Origin of the sequence: Brucella sp. IR068, assembly GCF_049065885.1 — a bacterium.
In the GTDB taxonomy this organism is placed as follows: domain Bacteria; phylum Pseudomonadota; class Alphaproteobacteria; order Rhizobiales; family Rhizobiaceae; genus Brucella; species Brucella intermedia.
On record NZ_JBAKHE010000007.1, the window covers coordinates 95,525 to 112,294 of the forward strand.

The following is a 16,770-nucleotide window of genomic DNA, read 5'->3' on the forward strand; positions in this document are numbered from 1 at the left end:
ACCATTTGCAGGCTGCCAGAACCGAAATATCGGTAGCATCACAGCCATTTGTCGTAGTCCGACACCAGCAGATGCAGCGGCTTCTCGTTTTCTTCGATATTCGAAAAGCGGCCGATCGGCTCGCGGAAAATATTATCAGTCAGGTCGTCATTGACGGTCGAAACTTCACCGATCAACACGTCACCGCCCTCGCCCCAGAAGGCATGCCAGTTGCCGGGCAGCAGTGTCACGCTTTCACCCGGCTGAAGCTTCAAGTGAGCGCCGGCCTTCTGCGTCACAAGGCGTCCGTCGGTTGCAACCGTCACGTCGGTTTCCTTGTCCACGCTGCCGTCGGACCGCGAATTGAACAGTTCGAGCACCAGCGTGCCGCCACCACGATTGATGATGTCTTCCGCCTTCACCACATGGCGATGCATCGGGGAAAGCTGGTTCTTGCGCGAGATCATGATCTTTTCGGCATAGAGCATGCCACCGCCGCGCTTGAGGTCCTCGGCATTGCCGTTGCGCGTGGTGAAGAGGAACAGTCCGAGATCGGCGAACTTTCCCTGTCCGTAGTCCGTAATATCCCAGCCGAGACGCGCATCGCGGATTGCACGCGCATCAGACGAGGTGCGTGCCTTCAGTTCCTCGGGCGACCAATAGGCAAAGGGCGGCATGACATAGCCGAAAGAACGGATGAATGCGTCGCTTTCGCGGATGATTTCGTTGATTTCAGAACGTTTCATGGCCACCGAGCCTCCCATGGAATGAAACAATTGGGATATGGTTGACGTGGTAACTGGCTTTTAAACCAATTTGCAATCCCGGAAACGCTCCGCAGGCGCATGTAACACACATTTGCGATGATCTGGCTGCGCCGCAAAAGCGACATTTTGGCGTGTCGTCTTTACGCGAAAACCATGTCGCATCCCAATGCGCGTTTAGAATAGTTCAGTGATTGAATCAGGATAACGGAAGCCAGTTCACAGACCTCGGGAGATGTGGGCAAGCCATTGAGATAACGGGACAAGCCGTGCTTCCGGAAGACAAAGGGAACACCGGATCGAGCCATAGTCGCTGCGAGAACAGCAGAAGGGCCGATCAAGATGGAAAGCAAGGGTTCGAGGCTATGGACGTTCGCAACGAAATGCTGGGGCTGTTGACCGGGCGCGACCCCAATTTCAGCCTGGAGCAGAAATTCTACACCGATCCTGAATATTACAAGCAGGATCTGGACAACATTTTCTACAAGGACTGGCTGTTTGTCGGCCACGACTGCGAGCTGCCGAAGACCGGTTCCTACATGACCGTGCAGATCGGCGCTTACCCTGTCGTCATCGTTCGCGACGCGCAGGGCGGCATTCGTGCTTTCCACAATTCCTGCCGCCATCGCGGCTCGCGCATTTGCGCTGCCGAAAAGGGCACTGCCGCGAAGCTCGTCTGTCCCTACCACCAGTGGACTTACGAACTGGACGGACGCCTGCTCTTCGCGCGTCAGGTCGGCCCGGACTTCAAGCCAGCCGAATACGGCCTGAAGCCGGTTCATTGTGAAACCGTCGCCGGCTATATCTATGTCTGCGTGGCCGACGAAGCCCCCGACTTTGCTTCCTTCCGCAATCTGGTCGAGCCTTATCTCGCACCGCACAACATCAAGGACGCGAAGGTCGCCTTCGAAAGCTCGATCATCGAGAAGGGCAACTGGAAGCTCGTCTGGGAAAACAATCGCGAGTGCTATCACTGCGCCGCCAACCATCCCGAACTCTGCCGCACCTATCCAGAAGCGCCGTCGGCAACCGGCGTGCAGGGCGTCATGGAAGATCCGGAGATCAACCAGCTCTGGAAGAACTGCGCCAGCGTCGGCCTGCCAGCACAATTCAACATGTCGGAAGACGGCCGCTATCGCATCACCCGCATCCCGCTCCTGCGCGACGCGGTGAGCTACACGATGTCCGGCAAGGCGGCGGTGAAGAAGCATCTGAGCGATCAGGTGGCTGGCGGCACGAATATCGGCGCCATGCTGCTGTTCAACTATCCGTCGACCTGGAACCATCTGATGGCGGACCACGCGATTTCCTTCCGCGTTCTGCCGATCAGCGCCGAGGAAACGCTTGTCACCACCAAATGGCTCGTTCACAAGGATGCTGTTGAAGGTGTGGATTACGATCTCGACGAACTGACCCATGTCTGGATACAGACAAACGATCAGGACCGGCAGATCGTGGAAGAAAACGCCGTCGGCATCCGGTCGCCCGCCTATCAGCCCGGCCCTTACTCGGTCGAACATGAAGGCGGCGTGATGCAGTTCCTCGAATGGTACACCAACACAATGACGCCGCGCCTGCGTGGCGAAGCGGCAAAGCTTAGCCGCGTCGCCTGATACCGTAATACGAAGCGAGAAGTGAGAAGGCCATGCAGCCTCTGAAATATCTGGATGAGATGCTGCCGTGGAACGACAGGTTGCAGATGCTGGAATGCATTTCGGCCATCGAAGAAGCGCCAGACGTCATGACCTTCTCCTTCAAGACTGCCGAGGACAACTGGTTCCGCTATACGCCGGGCCAGTTCGTCACCCTTGAACTGCCGATTGAACGGGCCGACGGGCTGGGGCCGGTGCTGCGGACCTATACGCTGTCCTCGACCCCTTCCCGTCCCTACCATATCTCCGTCACCGTCAAGGCGCAGAAGGGCAGCATCGGCACGCGCTGGATGCTCGACAATCTGCGCCCGCCGATGAAGATCAAGGCTTACGGGCCGAATGGCGACTTCTCGCTCGCCAACCATCCCGGCGAAAAATATCTCTTCGTCTCCGCCGGTTCAGGCATAACGCCGATGGTCTCCATGACCCGCTGGCTCTTCGATTGTGCGCCTGCCACCGACGTCGCCTTCATCAACTGCGCCCGCACGCCGGACGACATCATTTTCCGCCGGGAGCTGGAACTGCTTTCGGGCCGCATGGAAGCCATGCGGCTGGCCTTTATCGTCGAGCAATCCTCGGCGCGCCATGTCTGGCCGGGCCTGCACGGGCGCATCGACCGCGCCCGGCTCGAACTGCTTGCGCCAGATTTCCTGCACCGCACGGTTTTCTGCTGCGGGCCGGAGCCGTTCATGAACGGTGTGCGCGGCCTGCTGGAAGATGCCGGCTTCAACATGGCCAACTACCATCAGGAAAGCTTTAATCCGGCGAGCGAGATTTCGTCGGTGCCGGTGCCTTCAACACTTTCCGAGACGGCTGCGGCAGCCCCCGCCGCCCCGGCGGTAGCGTCCGCCAGCGTCGTCTTCAGCCTTTCCGGCGTGGAAGTGGAATGCACGGAAAACGACACGATCCTGCTTGCGGCACGCAATGGCGGGCTCAAGATTCCGAGCGCCTGCGAGTTCGGCATCTGCGGCACCTGCAAGGTGAAGTGCCTCGGCGGCGAGACCGAAATGAACCACAATGGCGGCATCCGCGATGACGAGATCGCGGAGGGCTATATCCTCGCCTGCTGCAGCCGCCCGCGCGGCCGCGTGGAGATCGATGCCTGACCTTGCAGTCACAGCACGAGCTCTGGAAGAGGCCTAGGCTTTTTTCAGAAACTCGGTCCGCAACACCAATCCCTTGACCTGCTTGGTGCTGCAATCGACTTCCGCCGGGTTTCCGGTAAGGCGAATGCCCTTGACCAGCGTTCCCCGCTTCAATGTGGTGGAGGTTCCCTTCACCTTCAGGTCCTTGATGAGCGTGACGGAATCGCCGTCATTCAATTGGGTGCCATTGCTGTCGCGGACGATTACATCTGTCATGGTGGTTTCCTGTCTGGTGTCTGATCTGGCTCGTCCGTAGCACCCTTGCCGATGTTATACCAGAACGCGGCTTATTGCAGGCCTCGCGAAACCGCTCCGGCTCCTGCCGTGGCACGCATCTTGCCCGAAAACCGGTTCCCACTTTTCAGGATGCGCTCTATATCTGGTTGCAAAGCAAGCCAAGCGGGAGCGTTTCATGATCGGTCATGCACTTGTGGTTATCGACGTCCAGAATGATTTCTGCCCCGGCGGTTCGCTGGCGGTCGATCGCGGCGATGAAATCATTCCGACCGTCAACCGGCTGATTGAGGAAAGCGAAAACGTCATCCTCACGCAGGACTGGCACCCCGCCAACCATTCAAGCTTTGCTTCGACCCACCCTCGCGCCAGGCCTTTCGATACGGTCGAAATGGCCTATGGCCTGCAGACGCTCTGGCCCGACCATTGCGTACAAGGCAGCCACGGAGCGGATTTCCACCCGGACCTGCAATGGACGCGGGCGCAGCTCGTCATCCGCAAGGGCTTTCGCATCGGCATAGACAGCTATTCAGCATTCTTCGAGAACGATCATAAAACGCCGACCGGCCTTGGCGGATATTTGCGCGAACGCAATATCGGCTCGCTCACCCTTGTGGGCCTCGCCACCGATTTCTGCGTCGCTTATTCGGCGCTGGATGCCGTGGCCCAAGGCTTTCAGGTGCGCGTCCGTCTCGATGCCTGCCGCGGCATCGACCTCAACGGCTCGATGGACATCATGCTCGAAAGGATGAAACAGGCTGGCGTCGAACTGATCGACGAGCCTGTTTCGGCATCCCACTTACTCTAGCTCGCCGTCCGGCATGGCGATAAAGATCAGCACGGCGATGATGGTGATGAAGAACCGGAACGCGGATTCGATCCCGTTCCAGGTTTGCGACATCCACATGCCGAACCATTCCCCGCCGACCGACATGAAGCCGACCTGCCAGACCAGAAAGCCGAGCGACAGGCCGGCAATGGCCCACTTCTTGGAGCGGTTGAAGCTCGCCGCCCGGTCGGTCAGGCGGCCAAGCATGGCAAAAGCCCCGATCCAGCACAGGATCGCCGTCAGCGTTTCCGCCGCGATGATCAGAATATAGGCGGCATTGTGCAGCATCGGATTATCGATGGCACGGTACTTGATCGTGGCATCGGGAAAGATCGTGTCCATCATCAAAACGTGCTGCACGAAGGCGAAATTGGTATCGTAATCGGTGATATTGCCGAACGAAACCAGCGTTGCGAAAAAGGCTATTGCCGCCACGAAGGCGGTCTTGCTCAACCGTGTAACGACCATGGAAACGTGCCCTCCCCAGTGAAGCCGCATCGCTGCATTCGAGACGACCCGCGGCAAATTGCGAAACCCATCGCAATGATCAATGGTCCTCAACTCCGGCGATTCGGTCAAGACCAACAAAAAAGGGCAGCGTAAGCTGCCCCTTTGTTCAGACTGCACGAGGCAAGGCTAGAGCATTTCCAGCAAAAGTGTGAAACGGTTTTGCGTTGGATAATGCGATAAAACAAATAGTTAGAGCGGTTCCGGCGATTCTTCAGAACAGGAACCGCTCTAATGCCCTGTGACCTCTTCGGCTTCTTCCTGCCAGTTCGGATTGAGCCGGTTGTAGCGCAGCGAAGACATGAACGAGAGACCGATCAGGGCCGCACCGATAAGGCCGGTGATGACTTCCGGAATATGCACCAGTGTCTGGACATACATGATGACCGCCAGAACCAGGATTGCATAGAAAGCGCCATGCTCGAGATAGCGGTACTGGCCAAGCGTCTTGCGCTCGACAAGCATGATGGTGAGCGAACGCACATAGAAGGCGCCGATGCCGAGGCCGATGGCGATAATGAACAGGTTCGTGGTGAGCGCGAAGGCACCGATAACACCGTCGAACGAGAAGCTGGCATCCAGAACTTCCAGATAGATGAAGGCGCCAAGACCGCCGCGATGGACCATGTCCATCTGTTCCTGCGTCGCATCCAGCACCTCGCCCAGCCCTTCGACAGCCAGAAAGGTCAGAAGGCCGAACAGCGCCGCAATCAGGAATGTGTGCGAATGTTCGGCATCCAGCTGGTAGGAGAAGAAGATGATCAGCGCGATTGCGACCCCGATTTCCACTCCCTGCACGGAAGCGAACTTCGACATGCGGCTTTCGATGGCCTTGATCCAGTGCACATCCTTTTCGACATCGAAGAAGTACTTCATGCCGACCATCAGCAGGAACGTGCCGCCGAAGGCGGCGATGCCGGTGTGCGATTCCGAGATCACGCGGGCATATTCATCGGGCTGCCAGATGGCGAGTTTCAGCGCCGAGATCGGATCGGTCCACATGGCAACCGCGACGATGGCGAGCGGGAAGATGATGCGCATGCCGAAAACGGCAATGATAATGCCCCAGGTCAGAAACCGGTGCTGCCATTCCGGCGTCATGTCGCGCAGGATGCGCGCATTGACGATGGCGTTATCAAAGGAAAGCGATATTTCCAGAACGCTGAGAACCGCACAGATGATGAAGACGGAGACCATTCCCCCAAAAGTGCCGGTCATTTCGTAACCGAGCCAGACGGCACCTGCGAGACCCAATACGGTAAAAACCATGGGCCAGATAAAATAGCGAAGAGTGGCCATTGCAAACCATCGGATTATTATTGTTATCAAACGGAAACAGGCAATGGACACCGCGCAACGAACCCGCGAAGCGAAGCCCGCTTCCCGCATCCGTTCTACCTGACCACTGCTCTTCCCGCCAAGGCGTATCGGCTATGTAAGTAGCATGTGAGATGCAAACAAGAGAAAGCGTGGCAATAAATTGGCAATTTTGCGGATTTGATGTGCTGAAATATTTCGTTACTATTCCGTGATACTAAAGTCGAACCCACCCGCCGTCTCCTGCCTCGCTCCCGGCAGTAAAATCCTCTCCACATGATCGCTTTGTACGAATTGTCACGTGGTAAAAACTTAATCTCAACATAGATTCCGGGTGCGGATCACGGTCAGCAATGGCTGCGCACTTTTACAGGAATGAAGGAACTCAGCAGATGATTGCTCCGGAAGAACTGCAGCGCCGAATTGAGAAAAGACTTGCCGAGAGCAGTTTTACACAGCCCGAACTGCTTATCCGCCGGGCACACCGCGTGGCGCTCGAAGGCAAGAACGGATCGGCCTCCGACGCCAACGCGCTGCTGAAGGAAGCCGGTTCGCAGATCGGTCTGCAGGAACTGACCGAAATCATCGACCACAGGCCCTGGCTGCTCGAAATCATTATCAACAGCGCAGGAAAAAATGGCAGCAATTCCAGTCATCACTAGCTTGCGACAATTGGCGAGAAAGATGCGCATTTGCGCTGATAGACTGGCTCTCAGGCAGCAACGGCAGAAGAGCGCCGTGCAGCGCTGCCCACCAATAAATTGCAACGCCCGTTTAAAATCCACAGAACAAACACCAGTACAAGTAAGAATTTTCATTTTATTTCCCAAATCGATTAACATATATATGGAGAAAGATTTGATTCCGATGTATTATCAGGAATGCTAATACATAATTGAGGGGGTTTTTTCAGTGAAAGACGGAAAATTACGTAACCAGAACGGGAATTTACTGTTAAAATTTTACAGAAGTATTATATTAGCATCGTCTGTTTTAATTGGAACATCAACGGCATCGCTCGCGGCCGATGCCGTAACAGCACAACCAGAAATTCAGGACCAGCAGCGCTGGCAGGTGATTGTCAGCCCTTATCTCTGGGGCGCGTCACTCAATGGTAGCGCCGGATTGCTTGGCCGCAGCACAGACGTGAATATGCCGTTCAGCGAGATTTTCGACAATCTCGATATGGGCGTGATGGGCAATGTCGATATCACCAACGGCACGTTCGGCTTTTTCATTGACGGGCAGTACGTCAAGACCAGCCAGGACGAAAGCCTCCGCGACAATGAGCTTGCTCTCGACATCAAGACAGCGAGCCTGTCGGCTGGCGCTTACTATCGCGTCTATGAGCAGCAGCTCGAAGGAACGACACTATTCGGAAACCAGCGCGTCTTCGCGATCGAACCGACGGTCGGCGTTCGCTGGACAAAGCTTGAAGCAGGATTGCAGGTTGGCCGCTTCAGCGAAACGAGCAAGGTGGAATGGACAGACCCGTTCGTGGGAACGCGCGTCTTCTATGATATCAACGACCGCTGGAACATTTTCGCGGAAGCCGACATTGGCGGTTTTGGCGCCGGCACCAAGCTCAGTGCCAACGGCCAGATCTATCTGGGTTACCGCACGATGGTTTTCGACGTTCCCACGACGTTCCGCGTCGGTTATCGGGCCCTCCACCAGGATTACAAGGACAACGATACGATTGCGAAGTTCAAGTATGACGTGACCCAGCACGGGCCGGTCGTCGGCTTCTCCGTCTCGTTCTGATCGCGTTAGATTTGATCTCACTCGTTCGACCCGCCGGCCCGACCGGCGGGTTTTGCTATACGCCCCGTTTCGATTGGCAATATGCCTGCCCAAGACGGGAAATGAACAGGCTCCGGATTGACAGGCCATCGGCCTAAGTAAAATTCAACCACTTCTCCCTAATATTAGCGGATACTATGCCGGATATCGAAGCGCAGCAGAAAGCGGCTCTCGGAAAATATATCCGCCAGAACAATGCGCTGGAGCAGCTCCGATTGACTGGAAGCGCTACAAGGGGGGAATAAATGGCCTTTATCTTCGAGCTGCCGATCTATCTGTCGTTTGGTGCCTTCATCATACTCGGAATTGTGTTCTATGCGGTCGGGCGTTTTGCGCTGGACATGCTTTCAAAACACGCAGCCAGCGATGTTCTTTCGATTCCGATCGGCGCATTCATCGGCACCATCGCAACCGCCTGGGCTTTGTCGCTCGGCTTCGTCGCGGCGGATATATGGAGCGTCAATTCCCGCGCCGATCAGGCCGTCAGCGAAGAGCGCTCGGCGATTTCCCGCCTCATCGGAACTTCCAATGCGGAGATATTGGCCGCGCCTGCGCTCTCAACCGCCCTCACCGGCTATCGCCTTGCCGTCATCGATGATGAATGGCGCGAGAAGATCAATGTCGAGCCGGCAGGTTCCGTCGAAACCGCGCTACAGAACATAAGGCGCGAGATCATCAATCTGGCCCGCACCGACGTCCCCTCGCCGGTAATCTCGCAGCTCATCAACGACTTCGATGAATTGCAGGACGCACGCAATACCCGCCTGGCCGTCGGTTCGACCTCCATCGACTATTACAAATGGTATCTCGTGCTTTCCCTGACATTCCTGACCGCGATAACCATCGCCGCTACCCACGCCGATCGCGTCCGGGCTGGCGTGAAAGCGCTCGTCATCTACTCCCTGACAGCCTCGTTCTGCCTCTGGATTCTGGCTATTCACGCAAATCCCTATCAGGGGCTGGAGCGTCTGGAGCCGTCCCTGCTTTTCACAAGCCACAAGCACCGCTAGAATAGCTGGAGATTCGGTCTATTTATCTTACTGAAATTGCACGGAAATTCGTTCAATCGAATGCGGAGCGGCCATTTGATAAAACTGCTGGGTACAGGCGTCCTCATGGGTTTGGTGTTCCCGGTCGGGCTGGCTTCGGCACAGACCTTCAGTGTCTGCCACGGTTACGAATGTTATTACCGGTCCAAGGTTACGCTGACCTCGAAGGAAGAACAGCGTATCCGCGGCCTTCTGCAAGCGGGCGGTCGAAGCGCGGATGGCGAACGGAAGGCGTTGCGGGCCGCAGTTGCGATCTTCGAACAGCGCAGCACCGCGACCATCGGCGTCCGCGACAAGCCGAAAATGCAGTTCGGCAAGGCCCGCATCAGGGGCCAGATGGATTGCATCGATGAATCGACCAATACCGACACCTTCCTGCATTATCTGCAATCACGAGGCTGGTTGAAGCATCACTCCGTCGCGCGGCGCGCTTCCCGCGGGGCCTTCTTTGACGGCCGCTACCCGCACTGGACAGCGGTTATCGAAGACAGGCAGGGCCAGCGTTGGGCCGTCGATTCCTGGTACGAGGCGGGCGGAGGACCGCCGGACATCATGCCGTTGCAGCAATGGAAACGGCGCGGATACATGGGAGAACGCTGATTGCGAGCCCTGCAATCTGGAACGCGCCCCGCCGCGCAGAGGCATGAACTCTTCGCCGAGCCCGCTAACCTGCGGCTCTGTGAAGCTTTCCAAAAAATTCTGAATTTTTTTGCTGAACCAATCCTGTTCCGTCGCGTTAGTTAACCATAACCAACCCAGAACGGAGGACTACCAATGGACTGGAATCGCGTTGAAGGAAACTGGAAACAGGCCAAGGGCAAGATCAAGGAACAGTGGGGCAAACTCACCGATGACGACCTTGACCAGATCAATGGCCGGCGCGAACAGTTGGAAGGCAAGATTCAGGAGCGCTACGGCATCGAGAAGGACCGTGTGCGTTCCGAACTGGACGATTGGTACAATCGTCAGACCTGGCTTTCCTGAGGCCGGAAATTTCAAGTCGAAGCCCTGCCATCCGGCAGGGCTTTTTCTTATGCTACCGGCAGCTATCCACCCGCTGCAACGAGGCTGAGAGCCCCATCAAGGAAAATGTATAGCGGGTCTGTGTGCCACGGGCCGATGTGGCCTGGACATTGAGCGTCTTGCCTGCGCGCATCGCGCGTATCAGCTTGGCTTCATCGGCGACATTTTCCGCCCAGGCGCGATTACCCTCGCTGAAAAACGGGAACCGTGCGCCGTCCACCATCACATTGACCGAACTATCGGCCTTCAATTGATATCCCATCACCAGTTGCGGGCTGTATTGTCCGTCCGCTTTGGAAATAATCACGAAATTATCGCCGTGCCGCACACCGGCTGGATGGAAATTAACCGGAACGGTCAAAGCATAGCACTTGTTTCCTGCAAGTTCGGTGTTCTGATAAACACCCCAATCCCTGAATTCACCCAGATAACTCGTCTTCGCTGAAGCCGCGAGAGAACTCGCCACCAACCCCGCCAGTGCCAGCGCAACGGTGGTTGCATTTTTTCTCATCGCCCAAAACCTCCAATTTGTTGCCAGTTCACGTCACTTAAAAAATTGTTTCATTGCGTTACTATTTTCTTAACGAACCGCTAAAATTTGTTGAAACTTTGTGATGATGGCTGGCCCCACCGACCTGTTGAAGCAGGCGGCGGCTTCAACACGCGATATCGGCAGCGCCAATCCTGTCGAAACCAGCCTATCGGAGATCGAGTTTTTGAAACGGGGCGTCCCACGGACAAGCGGAGGTTCCGGCCCGAATTTTGCTATGGCAACAAAACTGTCTGAAGGAAAAATGGTGGGCCCGGAGGGACTCGAACCCCCAACCAAGCGGTTATGAGCCGCCAGCTCTAACCAATTGAGCTACAGGCCCCACGCATCCTTGCCCTACCCTAAAGAAAGCCGGGACACAAGCTGTCAAATGCATCAGTTGCCCTAATGCGCACATATTCAGTTGCGAAGCATGCAACCGGGAGCACTTCCCGCAGAAGTGCGCAGCTGTTTTGTGGGATAATGCGACGAAACAAATACTTAGAGCGCTTCCAGCGGCTCCGCTTAAACTGGAAACACCCGCTTCTCATTTTAACCGGAGGTTGCATTTGGCGCGCAATTCGAATCTGATATCGTCTGCTCCATGCACGAGAGGGAACTTAAGAAATAAATGATTTCAAAGACAAGGCGGCCAGCCATTCCGGCACGGCCTGCCCTGCCAAAGCTACCTCAACTTTCTCTACAGGAGATTTTATGAACAACCGCGCTACCACTCTTCTTGCAACCTCCTTTTCTGCAATCATGCTCGCAGGCGCGCTGACGCTGCCGGCTCTGGCACAGGAGAATCAGATGACGAAGCAGCCTGCGCGTATCGCCGTCACCGGCGAAGGCACCATGACCGCCTCGCCCGATATGGCTATCCTCAATCTCTCCGTATTGCGCGAGGCGAAGACCGCTCGCGAAGCCATGACGGCCAACAATGAAGCCATGGCAAAGGTGCTCGAAGCCATGAAGAAGGCGGGTATTGAAGACCGTGATCTTCAGACCGGCGGCATCAGCATCCAGCCGCGCTACGTCTATCCTGACGACAAGAATGGCCTGAAGGAACCGAGCATCACCGGTTACACGGTTTCAAACAGCCTGACGGTGCGTGTGCGCGATCTGGCCAAGGTCGGAAACGTGCTCGACGAATCGGTCACCCTCGGCATCAATCAGGGCGGCGACCTGAACTTCGTGAACGACAATCCCGCCGCAACGATCAACGAAGCGCGCAAGCGCGCCGTTGCCGACGCTATCGCCAAGGCCAAGACGCTTGCCGACGCAGCCGGTGTCGGTATTGGCCGCCTCGTCGAGATCAACGAGCAGAGCCGTCCACCCATGCCGATGCCAATCGCCCGCGCGCAGTTCAAGACCATGGCTGACGCGGCACCGCAGGGCTCCGTTCCGGTTGAAGCCGGCGAGAACAGCTATAATGTCTCGGTCAACGTCGTTTTCGAGATCAAGGAATAACGTCCAGTTGAGGACCAAACAGGAAGGGGGCGCACCAGCGCCCCTTTTCTTTGCCTGCCGACAACGAAAAGCCCCGGCCTGATTGCGCAGGCCGGGGCTTTTGAAATTCAATCCGGGTTTAGCGAATGATCGGGCAGCCGCGTACATTCGCAAATACGACACCGGCAGGGCGACCGTGGCGGAAGCCGCGAACCTGAACCGACTTGCCGCGATAGACCACACGCGCATTGCGAATGCCCATGCGGTTGGCCTTCATCTTGGCGCCTTCGACCGAGCATGCAGGACCGCGATAAACCGGGCGGCCATGGCGATGACCGCGATAGTCTACGTTCACGATGGCAGAACCTGCCGACGTGCTGACAGCCGGAACGGCAACTGGCGATGCAGCGCTGGCCGTGGCAGCCGTCGTGAAGATGGCGGCAACACCAAGAGCGGCGGTTACGACGAACGACTTGAGCGAAATAGCAGACATCTTTGAACCTCTTTCGATTTGTTTCCAGGTCTTGCCTGAGACATCCGAGAAGTAGCCCGCAATAGATGAACAGAATGAAAAACCATCATTCATGTACCGTTCAGCTTTCCGTGAAGCGCAAGGCATATCTGCGCCACACCACCATAAATAGAATAAATTCAAATGCTTATGATGAATGAAACTCTGTACCGTTCTGTTCCGGCCACAGATTAAATTTACGCAATGTTTGAAAACCGCTGGTCAGCGGTCACCGGTCGCCCGGCATCACCATATGGTCCAGATAATCGTCGTCGTCTTCCATATCGTGATCAAAGGCCGTCACCTTGCCACGAACGGAAATGCCTGCTTCATGCACGGTTTCGGGCGAACCGGAAACAAGCGGGTGCCACCAGTACAGGTCCGAACCTTCCGCAACCAGACGATAGGCGCATGTCACCGGCAGCCAGTCCACTTCATCGACGATTTCCGGCGTCAGGAACACACAGTCCGGCACCGTCTTCTTGCGGTTGGGATAATCGCGGCATTGGCAGGTTTCGGCATTGAGCAGCGTGCAGGCGACACTCGTCCAATAGATTTCGTCGGTGTCCTCGTCCTGCAACTTGTGCAGGCAACATTGGCCGCAACCGTCACACAGGCTCTCCCACTCGCTGCGGGTAAGCTGGTTCAGGGTCTTGGTGCGCCAGAAAGGTTTGTCGTTCATGATGCAGCGTATACTGGAATTGTGTCCGGAATGGCATGGACAAATCGCCGCCACTCAGAACAGTTGAAATCGGTTCCCGGACAGGTTAATCAAGCGGCGTCATCACGATGACCGTAAGCGTCTTACGTCAGGCAACGCATCAATCCGCCGGGAACGGCAATTCGCATTGATGTTTTCGTTGCGCCTTTCCCGCATAATATTCAGGAATACACATGTCTCGGTTTGAATGCGCACGCCGCAGGAAACTGCCCGCCCGCTATGCATCTATCGTCATGCCTTTCATCCTATCGATCATGATGACATTCATCGTGTCGCTAATTGCAACCGCCAAGAGCCTTGGCTTTACCCATCCCGAACTCGCATCGAGCTGGATGGGCGCCTGGGCTCTTTCATGGGTGGTCGCGTTTCCGGTGCTCCTCGCCATTCTGCCCATCGTGCGCAGAATGGTCGCCATGCTGTGCGAGCCACATTAGCTTTAAAAATAAAAGCCGCGCACCTTGATGCGCGGCTTTTCCAATCTTCTTGCGGATGGTTCAGCGGAAAATGGCTTCGCCCTGTTCATCCACGATCTGCCGGCCCTTGTTCAGCGCAATGCTGGCGGCATCTTCGATGCCGGGGCAACGGTCGGCGCGAACGAAGCGATATTCCTTCACTTCGCCGCCTATCGACTTGGAAATGACGCCGCAGACCTGATACTGCCCGCCCTCGCTATAGGGCGTGGCAATGATCAGAAAGTCCTTGTGCTCAAGGCGACCAGCCTCTTTCGGCTCTGCCGGTGTTTCGGAGGCAGAGCCTCCACCGAAAAGACGCTTCAAAAAAGACATATCGCCTCCCCTTCCCGTATGTTTTGTTCTGCTTGGCTATCCAGGCCGGTTTAGCTGTCCAGGAACGAACGCAGCTTGCGCGACCGGCTCGGGTGCTTCAGCTTGCGCAGCGCCTTCGCTTCGATCTGGCGGATACGTTCGCGGGTAACCGAGAACTGCTGGCCGACTTCTTCCAGCGTGTGATCGGTGTTCATGCCGATGCCGAAACGCATGCGCAGAACACGTTCTTCACGCGGAGTCAGCGAAGCAAGGACACGGGTCGTCGTATCGCGCAGATTGGCCTGAATGGCTGCATCGATTGGCAGAAGCGCGTTCTTGTCCTCGATGAAATCGCCTAAGTGTGAATCTTCCTCGTCACCGACCGGGGTTTCGAGCGAGATCGGTTCCTTGGCGATCTTCAGCACCTTGCGCACTTTTTCCAGCGGCATGGCGAGCTTTTCGGCCAGTTCTTCCGGCGTTGGTTCACGGCCGATTTCATGCAGCATCTGGCGCGACGTGCGAACGATCTTGTTGATCGTTTCGATCATATGCACCGGAATGCGGATGGTGCGCGCCTGATCGGCAATCGAACGGGTGATCGCCTGACGAATCCACCAGGTCGCATAGGTCGAGAACTTGTAACCGCGGCGATACTCGAACTTGTCGACCGCCTTCATCAGGCCGATATTGCCTTCCTGAATGAGATCGAGGAACTGCAAGCCACGGTTCGTGTACTTCTTGGCAATCGAGATAACGAGACGAAGGTTGGCTTCCACCATTTCCTTCTTGGCGATGGTCGCCTCGCGTTCACCCTTCTGCACCTGATTGACGATACGGCGGAATTCGCCGATCGAAATCGCGGTTTCGGTTGCCAGCATCTGGATTTCCGAACGCAGCCGGTCGATGGTGCGTTCTTCCTTGGCGGCGAATTCCTTCCAGCCGCGCGCCGAAAGCGTGCTCACGCGCTCGACCCATTTAGGGTCCAGTTCGTGGCCCTGATATTCCTTCAGGAACTCCTCGCGGCGCACGCCGAAGGATTCGGCCAGACGCAGGAGCTTGCCTTCATTCTGCACCAGACGCTTGTTGATGTCGTAAAGCTGTTCGACAAGCTGTTCGATACGGTTCTGGTTCAGCGACAGCGACTTCACTGCCTTGATGAGCTGATCCTTGAGTTCCTTGTAGCGACGCTCCTGGCTGGACGACAGTTCGCCCGTCGCGGCCAGACGGCCCTCGACCTGCTGGTCCTGCAGCTTGCGCAGCTTCTTGTAGGTGTCGGCGATGAGATCGAGCGTTTCCATGACCTGCGGGCGCAATTCGGCTTCCATGGCCGCCAGCGACAGGTTGGCTTCGTCCTCGTCTTCTTCTTCCTCTTCAACCGGCATGTCGCCGCCGACATTGGTGATGTCGTCGTCGTCACGCGAGCGGCGCTGAGGCTTGTCATCGCGCGGCTTTTCCTCTTCCACCCGCTCGATCACCGGGGCCTGCTTGGCTTCCGGACCGGCATAGGTGGTTTCGAGGTCGATGATTTCGCGCAGCAGGATGTTGGAATCGTTCAGCTGGTCGCGCCAGATGATGATCGCCTGAAAGGTCAGCGGGCTTTCGCACAGCCCGGCGATCATGGTTTCGCGACCGGCCTCGATGCGCTTTGCAATGGCGATTTCGCCTTCACGCGACAGAAGCTCGACCGATCCCATTTCGCGCAGATACATGCGCACCGGATCGTCGGTACGGTCGGTCGGCTCTTTCTTGGTCGTGGTGGTGGCAACAGCCGTGCCGCCGGATTCGACCAGATCGCCGCCCTCTTCCGAGTCGTCGTCGCTGTTGTCTTCGCGGTCGTTGTCCTGCTCGTCGTCTTCAACGACGTTGATGCCCATGTCTGAAAGCATCGACATCGTGTCTTCGATCTGTTCGGATGTCACTTCCTCGGAAGGCAGCACGGCGTTCAGCTCGTCCATCGTGACGTAGCCGCGCTTCTTCGCGAGTTTGATCATCTTCTTGACAGCATCGTCAGAAAGGTCGAGAAGCGGACCGTCGGCAGCACCTTCGCGCTCGACTTCGGCTTCTTCGTTTTCCTTAACCTTCGTTGCCATATGTTCTTCTCCAGGCGACCCCGGTCGCTTCTAAGATATATAGAGTTCTCGGACAGTTTTGCGAGGTCGCAATCCGTCAGTTGATTCTGCGAGTAGCCGATTTCCTGTTAATGGCGGATTAACCTTGCCATCGGTATCGGGCTTCTTCATCTCCGATTTCTTGTGGGCAGATGGGCGGTCAACCGGACAACGCCACTTTCCGGGCCACTTTTCCGGCCCGTACCCAGCTTGCCGCCTTGCAGCCTCGGATATCACCGGTTTCTGTTCTTTTCCTTGTTCGAACTGTCGTGATTCCGTCATTTACGCCATACGTCAAGAGCGACTCACCTGATTCGCGCTTAAAAAGCGAATCATTTTGTTGTCGCGGCCTCTCCGTCGGCCAGATAGAGCGCGTTTGCGGGATC

General features: G+C 56.5%; 19 protein-coding genes and 1 tRNA gene. 9 read left to right on the plus strand and 11 right to left on the minus strand.

Translation table 11 applies throughout. The features are described 5' to 3' along the window. Positions 1-38: 38 nt before the first annotated feature. Positions 39-725, minus strand: coding sequence for a D-lyxose/D-mannose family sugar isomerase (locus tag ACOWVS_RS13525; protein WP_021586905.1), 687 nt, complete (start codon positions 723-725; stop codon positions 39-41). 383 nt (positions 726-1,108) lie between these two features. On the opposite strand from ACOWVS_RS13525, the gene ACOWVS_RS13530 reads away from it, so the two are divergent. Then, positions 1,109-2,356, plus strand: a complete 1,248-nt coding sequence (locus ACOWVS_RS13530; protein ID WP_021586906.1) for an aromatic ring-hydroxylating oxygenase subunit alpha — start codon at positions 1,109-1,111, stop codon at positions 2,354-2,356. Positions 2,357-2,388: 32 nt separating this feature from the next. Then, the gene (locus tag ACOWVS_RS13535) at positions 2,389-3,501 is read left to right on the plus strand and encodes a hybrid-cluster NAD(P)-dependent oxidoreductase (protein ID WP_006467254.1); all 1,113 of its coding nucleotides are present in this window, start codon (positions 2,389-2,391) and stop codon (positions 3,499-3,501) included. 33 nt (positions 3,502-3,534) lie between these two features. On the opposite strand, the gene ACOWVS_RS13540 is transcribed toward ACOWVS_RS13535, so the two are convergent. Beyond that, entirely contained in the window at positions 3,535-3,756 is a 222-nt protein-coding gene (locus tag ACOWVS_RS13540) for an alkylphosphonate utilization protein (RefSeq protein WP_006467255.1), read from the minus strand. 196 nt (positions 3,757-3,952) lie between these two features. On the opposite strand from ACOWVS_RS13540, the gene pncA reads away from it, so the two are divergent. Next, entirely contained in the window at positions 3,953-4,582 is a 630-nt protein-coding gene (pncA, locus tag ACOWVS_RS13545) for a bifunctional nicotinamidase/pyrazinamidase (RefSeq protein WP_021586907.1), read from the plus strand. Here pncA and ACOWVS_RS13550 read toward each other — a convergent pair. The 3 genes from ACOWVS_RS13550 to ACOWVS_RS13560 all read right to left on the minus strand — a co-directional run bounded on the left by ACOWVS_RS13550 (position 4,574) and on the right by ACOWVS_RS13560 (position 7,245). Then, positions 4,574-5,071 carry a DUF2165 family protein gene (locus ACOWVS_RS13550; RefSeq protein WP_021586908.1) on the minus strand — a complete coding sequence of 166 codons (498 nt, stop codon included), beginning with the start codon at positions 5,069-5,071 and terminating at the stop codon, positions 4,574-4,576. The genes pncA and ACOWVS_RS13550 overlap by 9 nt on opposite strands. Positions 5,072-5,341: 270 nt before the next feature. Continuing rightward, positions 5,342-6,409, minus strand: coding sequence for a DUF475 domain-containing protein (locus tag ACOWVS_RS13555; RefSeq protein ID WP_021586909.1), 1,068 nt, complete (start codon positions 6,407-6,409; stop codon positions 5,342-5,344). Positions 6,410-6,774: 365 nt separating this feature from the next. Beyond that, positions 6,775-7,245 carry a hypothetical protein gene (locus ACOWVS_RS13560; RefSeq protein ID WP_155268892.1) on the minus strand — a complete coding sequence of 157 codons (471 nt, stop codon included), beginning with the start codon at positions 7,243-7,245 and terminating at the stop codon, positions 6,775-6,777. A gap of 154 nt (positions 7,246-7,399) precedes the next feature. Between ACOWVS_RS13560 and ACOWVS_RS13565 the strand changes: the two genes are divergently transcribed. The 4 genes from ACOWVS_RS13565 (at position 7,400) to ACOWVS_RS13580 (ending at position 10,263) form a co-directional block, all read left to right on the plus strand. Continuing rightward, positions 7,400-8,191 (plus strand): hypothetical protein, encoded by a 792-nt coding sequence (locus tag ACOWVS_RS13565; protein ID WP_420973085.1) that lies wholly within the window; start codon positions 7,400-7,402, stop codon positions 8,189-8,191. A 284-nt stretch (positions 8,192-8,475) separates the two neighbouring features. Further along, the gene (locus ACOWVS_RS13570) at positions 8,476-9,240 is read left to right on the plus strand and encodes a hypothetical protein (protein ID WP_021586913.1); all 765 of its coding nucleotides are present in this window, start codon (positions 8,476-8,478) and stop codon (positions 9,238-9,240) included. 78 nt (positions 9,241-9,318) lie between these two features. Further along, positions 9,319-9,879, plus strand: coding sequence for a hypothetical protein (locus ACOWVS_RS13575; RefSeq protein ID WP_025090512.1), 561 nt, complete (start codon positions 9,319-9,321; stop codon positions 9,877-9,879). Between the two features lie 174 nt (positions 9,880-10,053). Beyond that, the gene (locus ACOWVS_RS13580) at positions 10,054-10,263 is read left to right on the plus strand and encodes a CsbD family protein (protein WP_006467262.1); all 210 of its coding nucleotides are present in this window, start codon (positions 10,054-10,056) and stop codon (positions 10,261-10,263) included. Between the two features lie 52 nt (positions 10,264-10,315). Here ACOWVS_RS13580 and ACOWVS_RS13585 read toward each other — a convergent pair whose 3' ends face one another. Continuing rightward, positions 10,316-10,813, minus strand: a complete 498-nt coding sequence (locus ACOWVS_RS13585) for an invasion associated locus B family protein (protein ID WP_021586915.1) — start codon at positions 10,811-10,813, stop codon at positions 10,316-10,318. A gap of 284 nt (positions 10,814-11,097) precedes the next feature. Further along, a tRNA-Ile gene (locus ACOWVS_RS13590) sits at positions 11,098-11,174 on the minus strand. A gap of 371 nt (positions 11,175-11,545) precedes the next feature. Here ACOWVS_RS13590 and ACOWVS_RS13595 point away from each other — a divergent pair. Then, positions 11,546-12,301: an SIMPL domain-containing protein gene (locus ACOWVS_RS13595; protein ID WP_021586916.1), complete on the plus strand. Its 756-nt coding sequence runs from the start codon at positions 11,546-11,548 to the stop codon at positions 12,299-12,301. Between the two features lie 118 nt (positions 12,302-12,419). Here the strand turns inward: ACOWVS_RS13595 and ACOWVS_RS13600 are convergent, their stop codons facing one another. After that, complete coding sequence (locus tag ACOWVS_RS13600) at positions 12,420-12,773, minus strand: hypothetical protein (protein WP_025090513.1); 354 nt, start codon at positions 12,771-12,773, stop codon at positions 12,420-12,422. Between the two features lie 247 nt (positions 12,774-13,020). Further along, positions 13,021-13,473, minus strand: coding sequence for a YcgN family cysteine cluster protein (locus ACOWVS_RS13605; RefSeq protein WP_006471653.1), 453 nt, complete (start codon positions 13,471-13,473; stop codon positions 13,021-13,023). Between the two features lie 212 nt (positions 13,474-13,685). Here ACOWVS_RS13605 and ACOWVS_RS13610 point away from each other — a divergent pair, with 212 nt between their 5' ends. Then, positions 13,686-13,946 (plus strand): DUF2798 domain-containing protein, encoded by a 261-nt coding sequence (locus ACOWVS_RS13610; RefSeq protein WP_006471652.1) that lies wholly within the window; start codon positions 13,686-13,688, stop codon positions 13,944-13,946. Positions 13,947-14,006: 60 nt separating this feature from the next. Here ACOWVS_RS13610 and ACOWVS_RS13615 read toward each other — a convergent pair whose 3' ends face one another. Both ACOWVS_RS13615 and rpoD read right to left on the minus strand, forming a co-directional pair. Further along, a complete protein-coding gene (locus tag ACOWVS_RS13615) occupies positions 14,007-14,297 on the minus strand; it encodes an HlyU family transcriptional regulator (protein ID WP_021586918.1) in 291 nt (96 codons plus the stop codon). 50 nt (positions 14,298-14,347) lie between these two features. Next, on the minus strand, positions 14,348-16,366 hold the full coding sequence (rpoD, locus tag ACOWVS_RS13620) for an RNA polymerase sigma factor RpoD (RefSeq protein WP_006467266.1): 2,019 nt from the start codon (positions 16,364-16,366) through the stop codon (positions 14,348-14,350). Between the last annotated feature and the right edge of the window lie 404 nt (positions 16,367-16,770).

Coding starts and splice junctions, on each gene's coding strand:
- ACOWVS_RS13555 (WP_021586909.1), bottom strand. CDS start 6,409: ATGGCCACTCTTCGCTATTTTATCTGGCCCATGGTTTTTACCGTATTG.
- ACOWVS_RS13615 (WP_021586918.1), bottom strand. CDS start 14,297: ATGTCTTTTTTGAAGCGTCTTTTCGGTGGAGGCTCTGCCTCCGAAACA.
- ACOWVS_RS13540 (WP_006467255.1), bottom strand. CDS start 3,756: ATGACAGATGTAATCGTCCGCGACAGCAATGGCACCCAATTGAATGAC.
- ACOWVS_RS13610 (WP_006471652.1), top strand. CDS start 13,686: ATGTCTCGGTTTGAATGCGCACGCCGCAGGAAACTGCCCGCCCGCTAT.
- ACOWVS_RS13580 (WP_006467262.1), top strand. CDS start 10,054: ATGGACTGGAATCGCGTTGAAGGAAACTGGAAACAGGCCAAGGGCAAG.
- ACOWVS_RS13605 (WP_006471653.1), bottom strand. CDS start 13,473: ATGAACGACAAACCTTTCTGGCGCACCAAGACCCTGAACCAGCTTACC.
- ACOWVS_RS13560 (WP_155268892.1), bottom strand. CDS start 7,245: ATGAAAATTCTTACTTGTACTGGTGTTTGTTCTGTGGATTTTAAACGG.
- ACOWVS_RS13595 (WP_021586916.1), top strand. CDS start 11,546: ATGAACAACCGCGCTACCACTCTTCTTGCAACCTCCTTTTCTGCAATC.
- ACOWVS_RS13585 (WP_021586915.1), bottom strand. CDS start 10,813: ATGAGAAAAAATGCAACCACCGTTGCGCTGGCACTGGCGGGGTTGGTG.
- ACOWVS_RS13570 (WP_021586913.1), top strand. CDS start 8,476: ATGGCCTTTATCTTCGAGCTGCCGATCTATCTGTCGTTTGGTGCCTTC.
- rpoD (WP_006467266.1), bottom strand. CDS start 16,366: ATGGCAACGAAGGTTAAGGAAAACGAAGAAGCCGAAGTCGAGCGCGAA.
- ACOWVS_RS13525 (WP_021586905.1), bottom strand. CDS start 725: ATGAAACGTTCTGAAATCAACGAAATCATCCGCGAAAGCGACGCATTC.
- ACOWVS_RS13550 (WP_021586908.1), bottom strand. CDS start 5,071: ATGGTCGTTACACGGTTGAGCAAGACCGCCTTCGTGGCGGCAATAGCC.
- ACOWVS_RS13535 (WP_006467254.1), top strand. CDS start 2,389: ATGCAGCCTCTGAAATATCTGGATGAGATGCTGCCGTGGAACGACAGG.
- ACOWVS_RS13600 (WP_025090513.1), bottom strand. CDS start 12,773: ATGTCTGCTATTTCGCTCAAGTCGTTCGTCGTAACCGCCGCTCTTGGT.
- ACOWVS_RS13530 (WP_021586906.1), top strand. CDS start 1,109: ATGGACGTTCGCAACGAAATGCTGGGGCTGTTGACCGGGCGCGACCCC.
- pncA (WP_021586907.1), top strand. CDS start 3,953: ATGATCGGTCATGCACTTGTGGTTATCGACGTCCAGAATGATTTCTGC.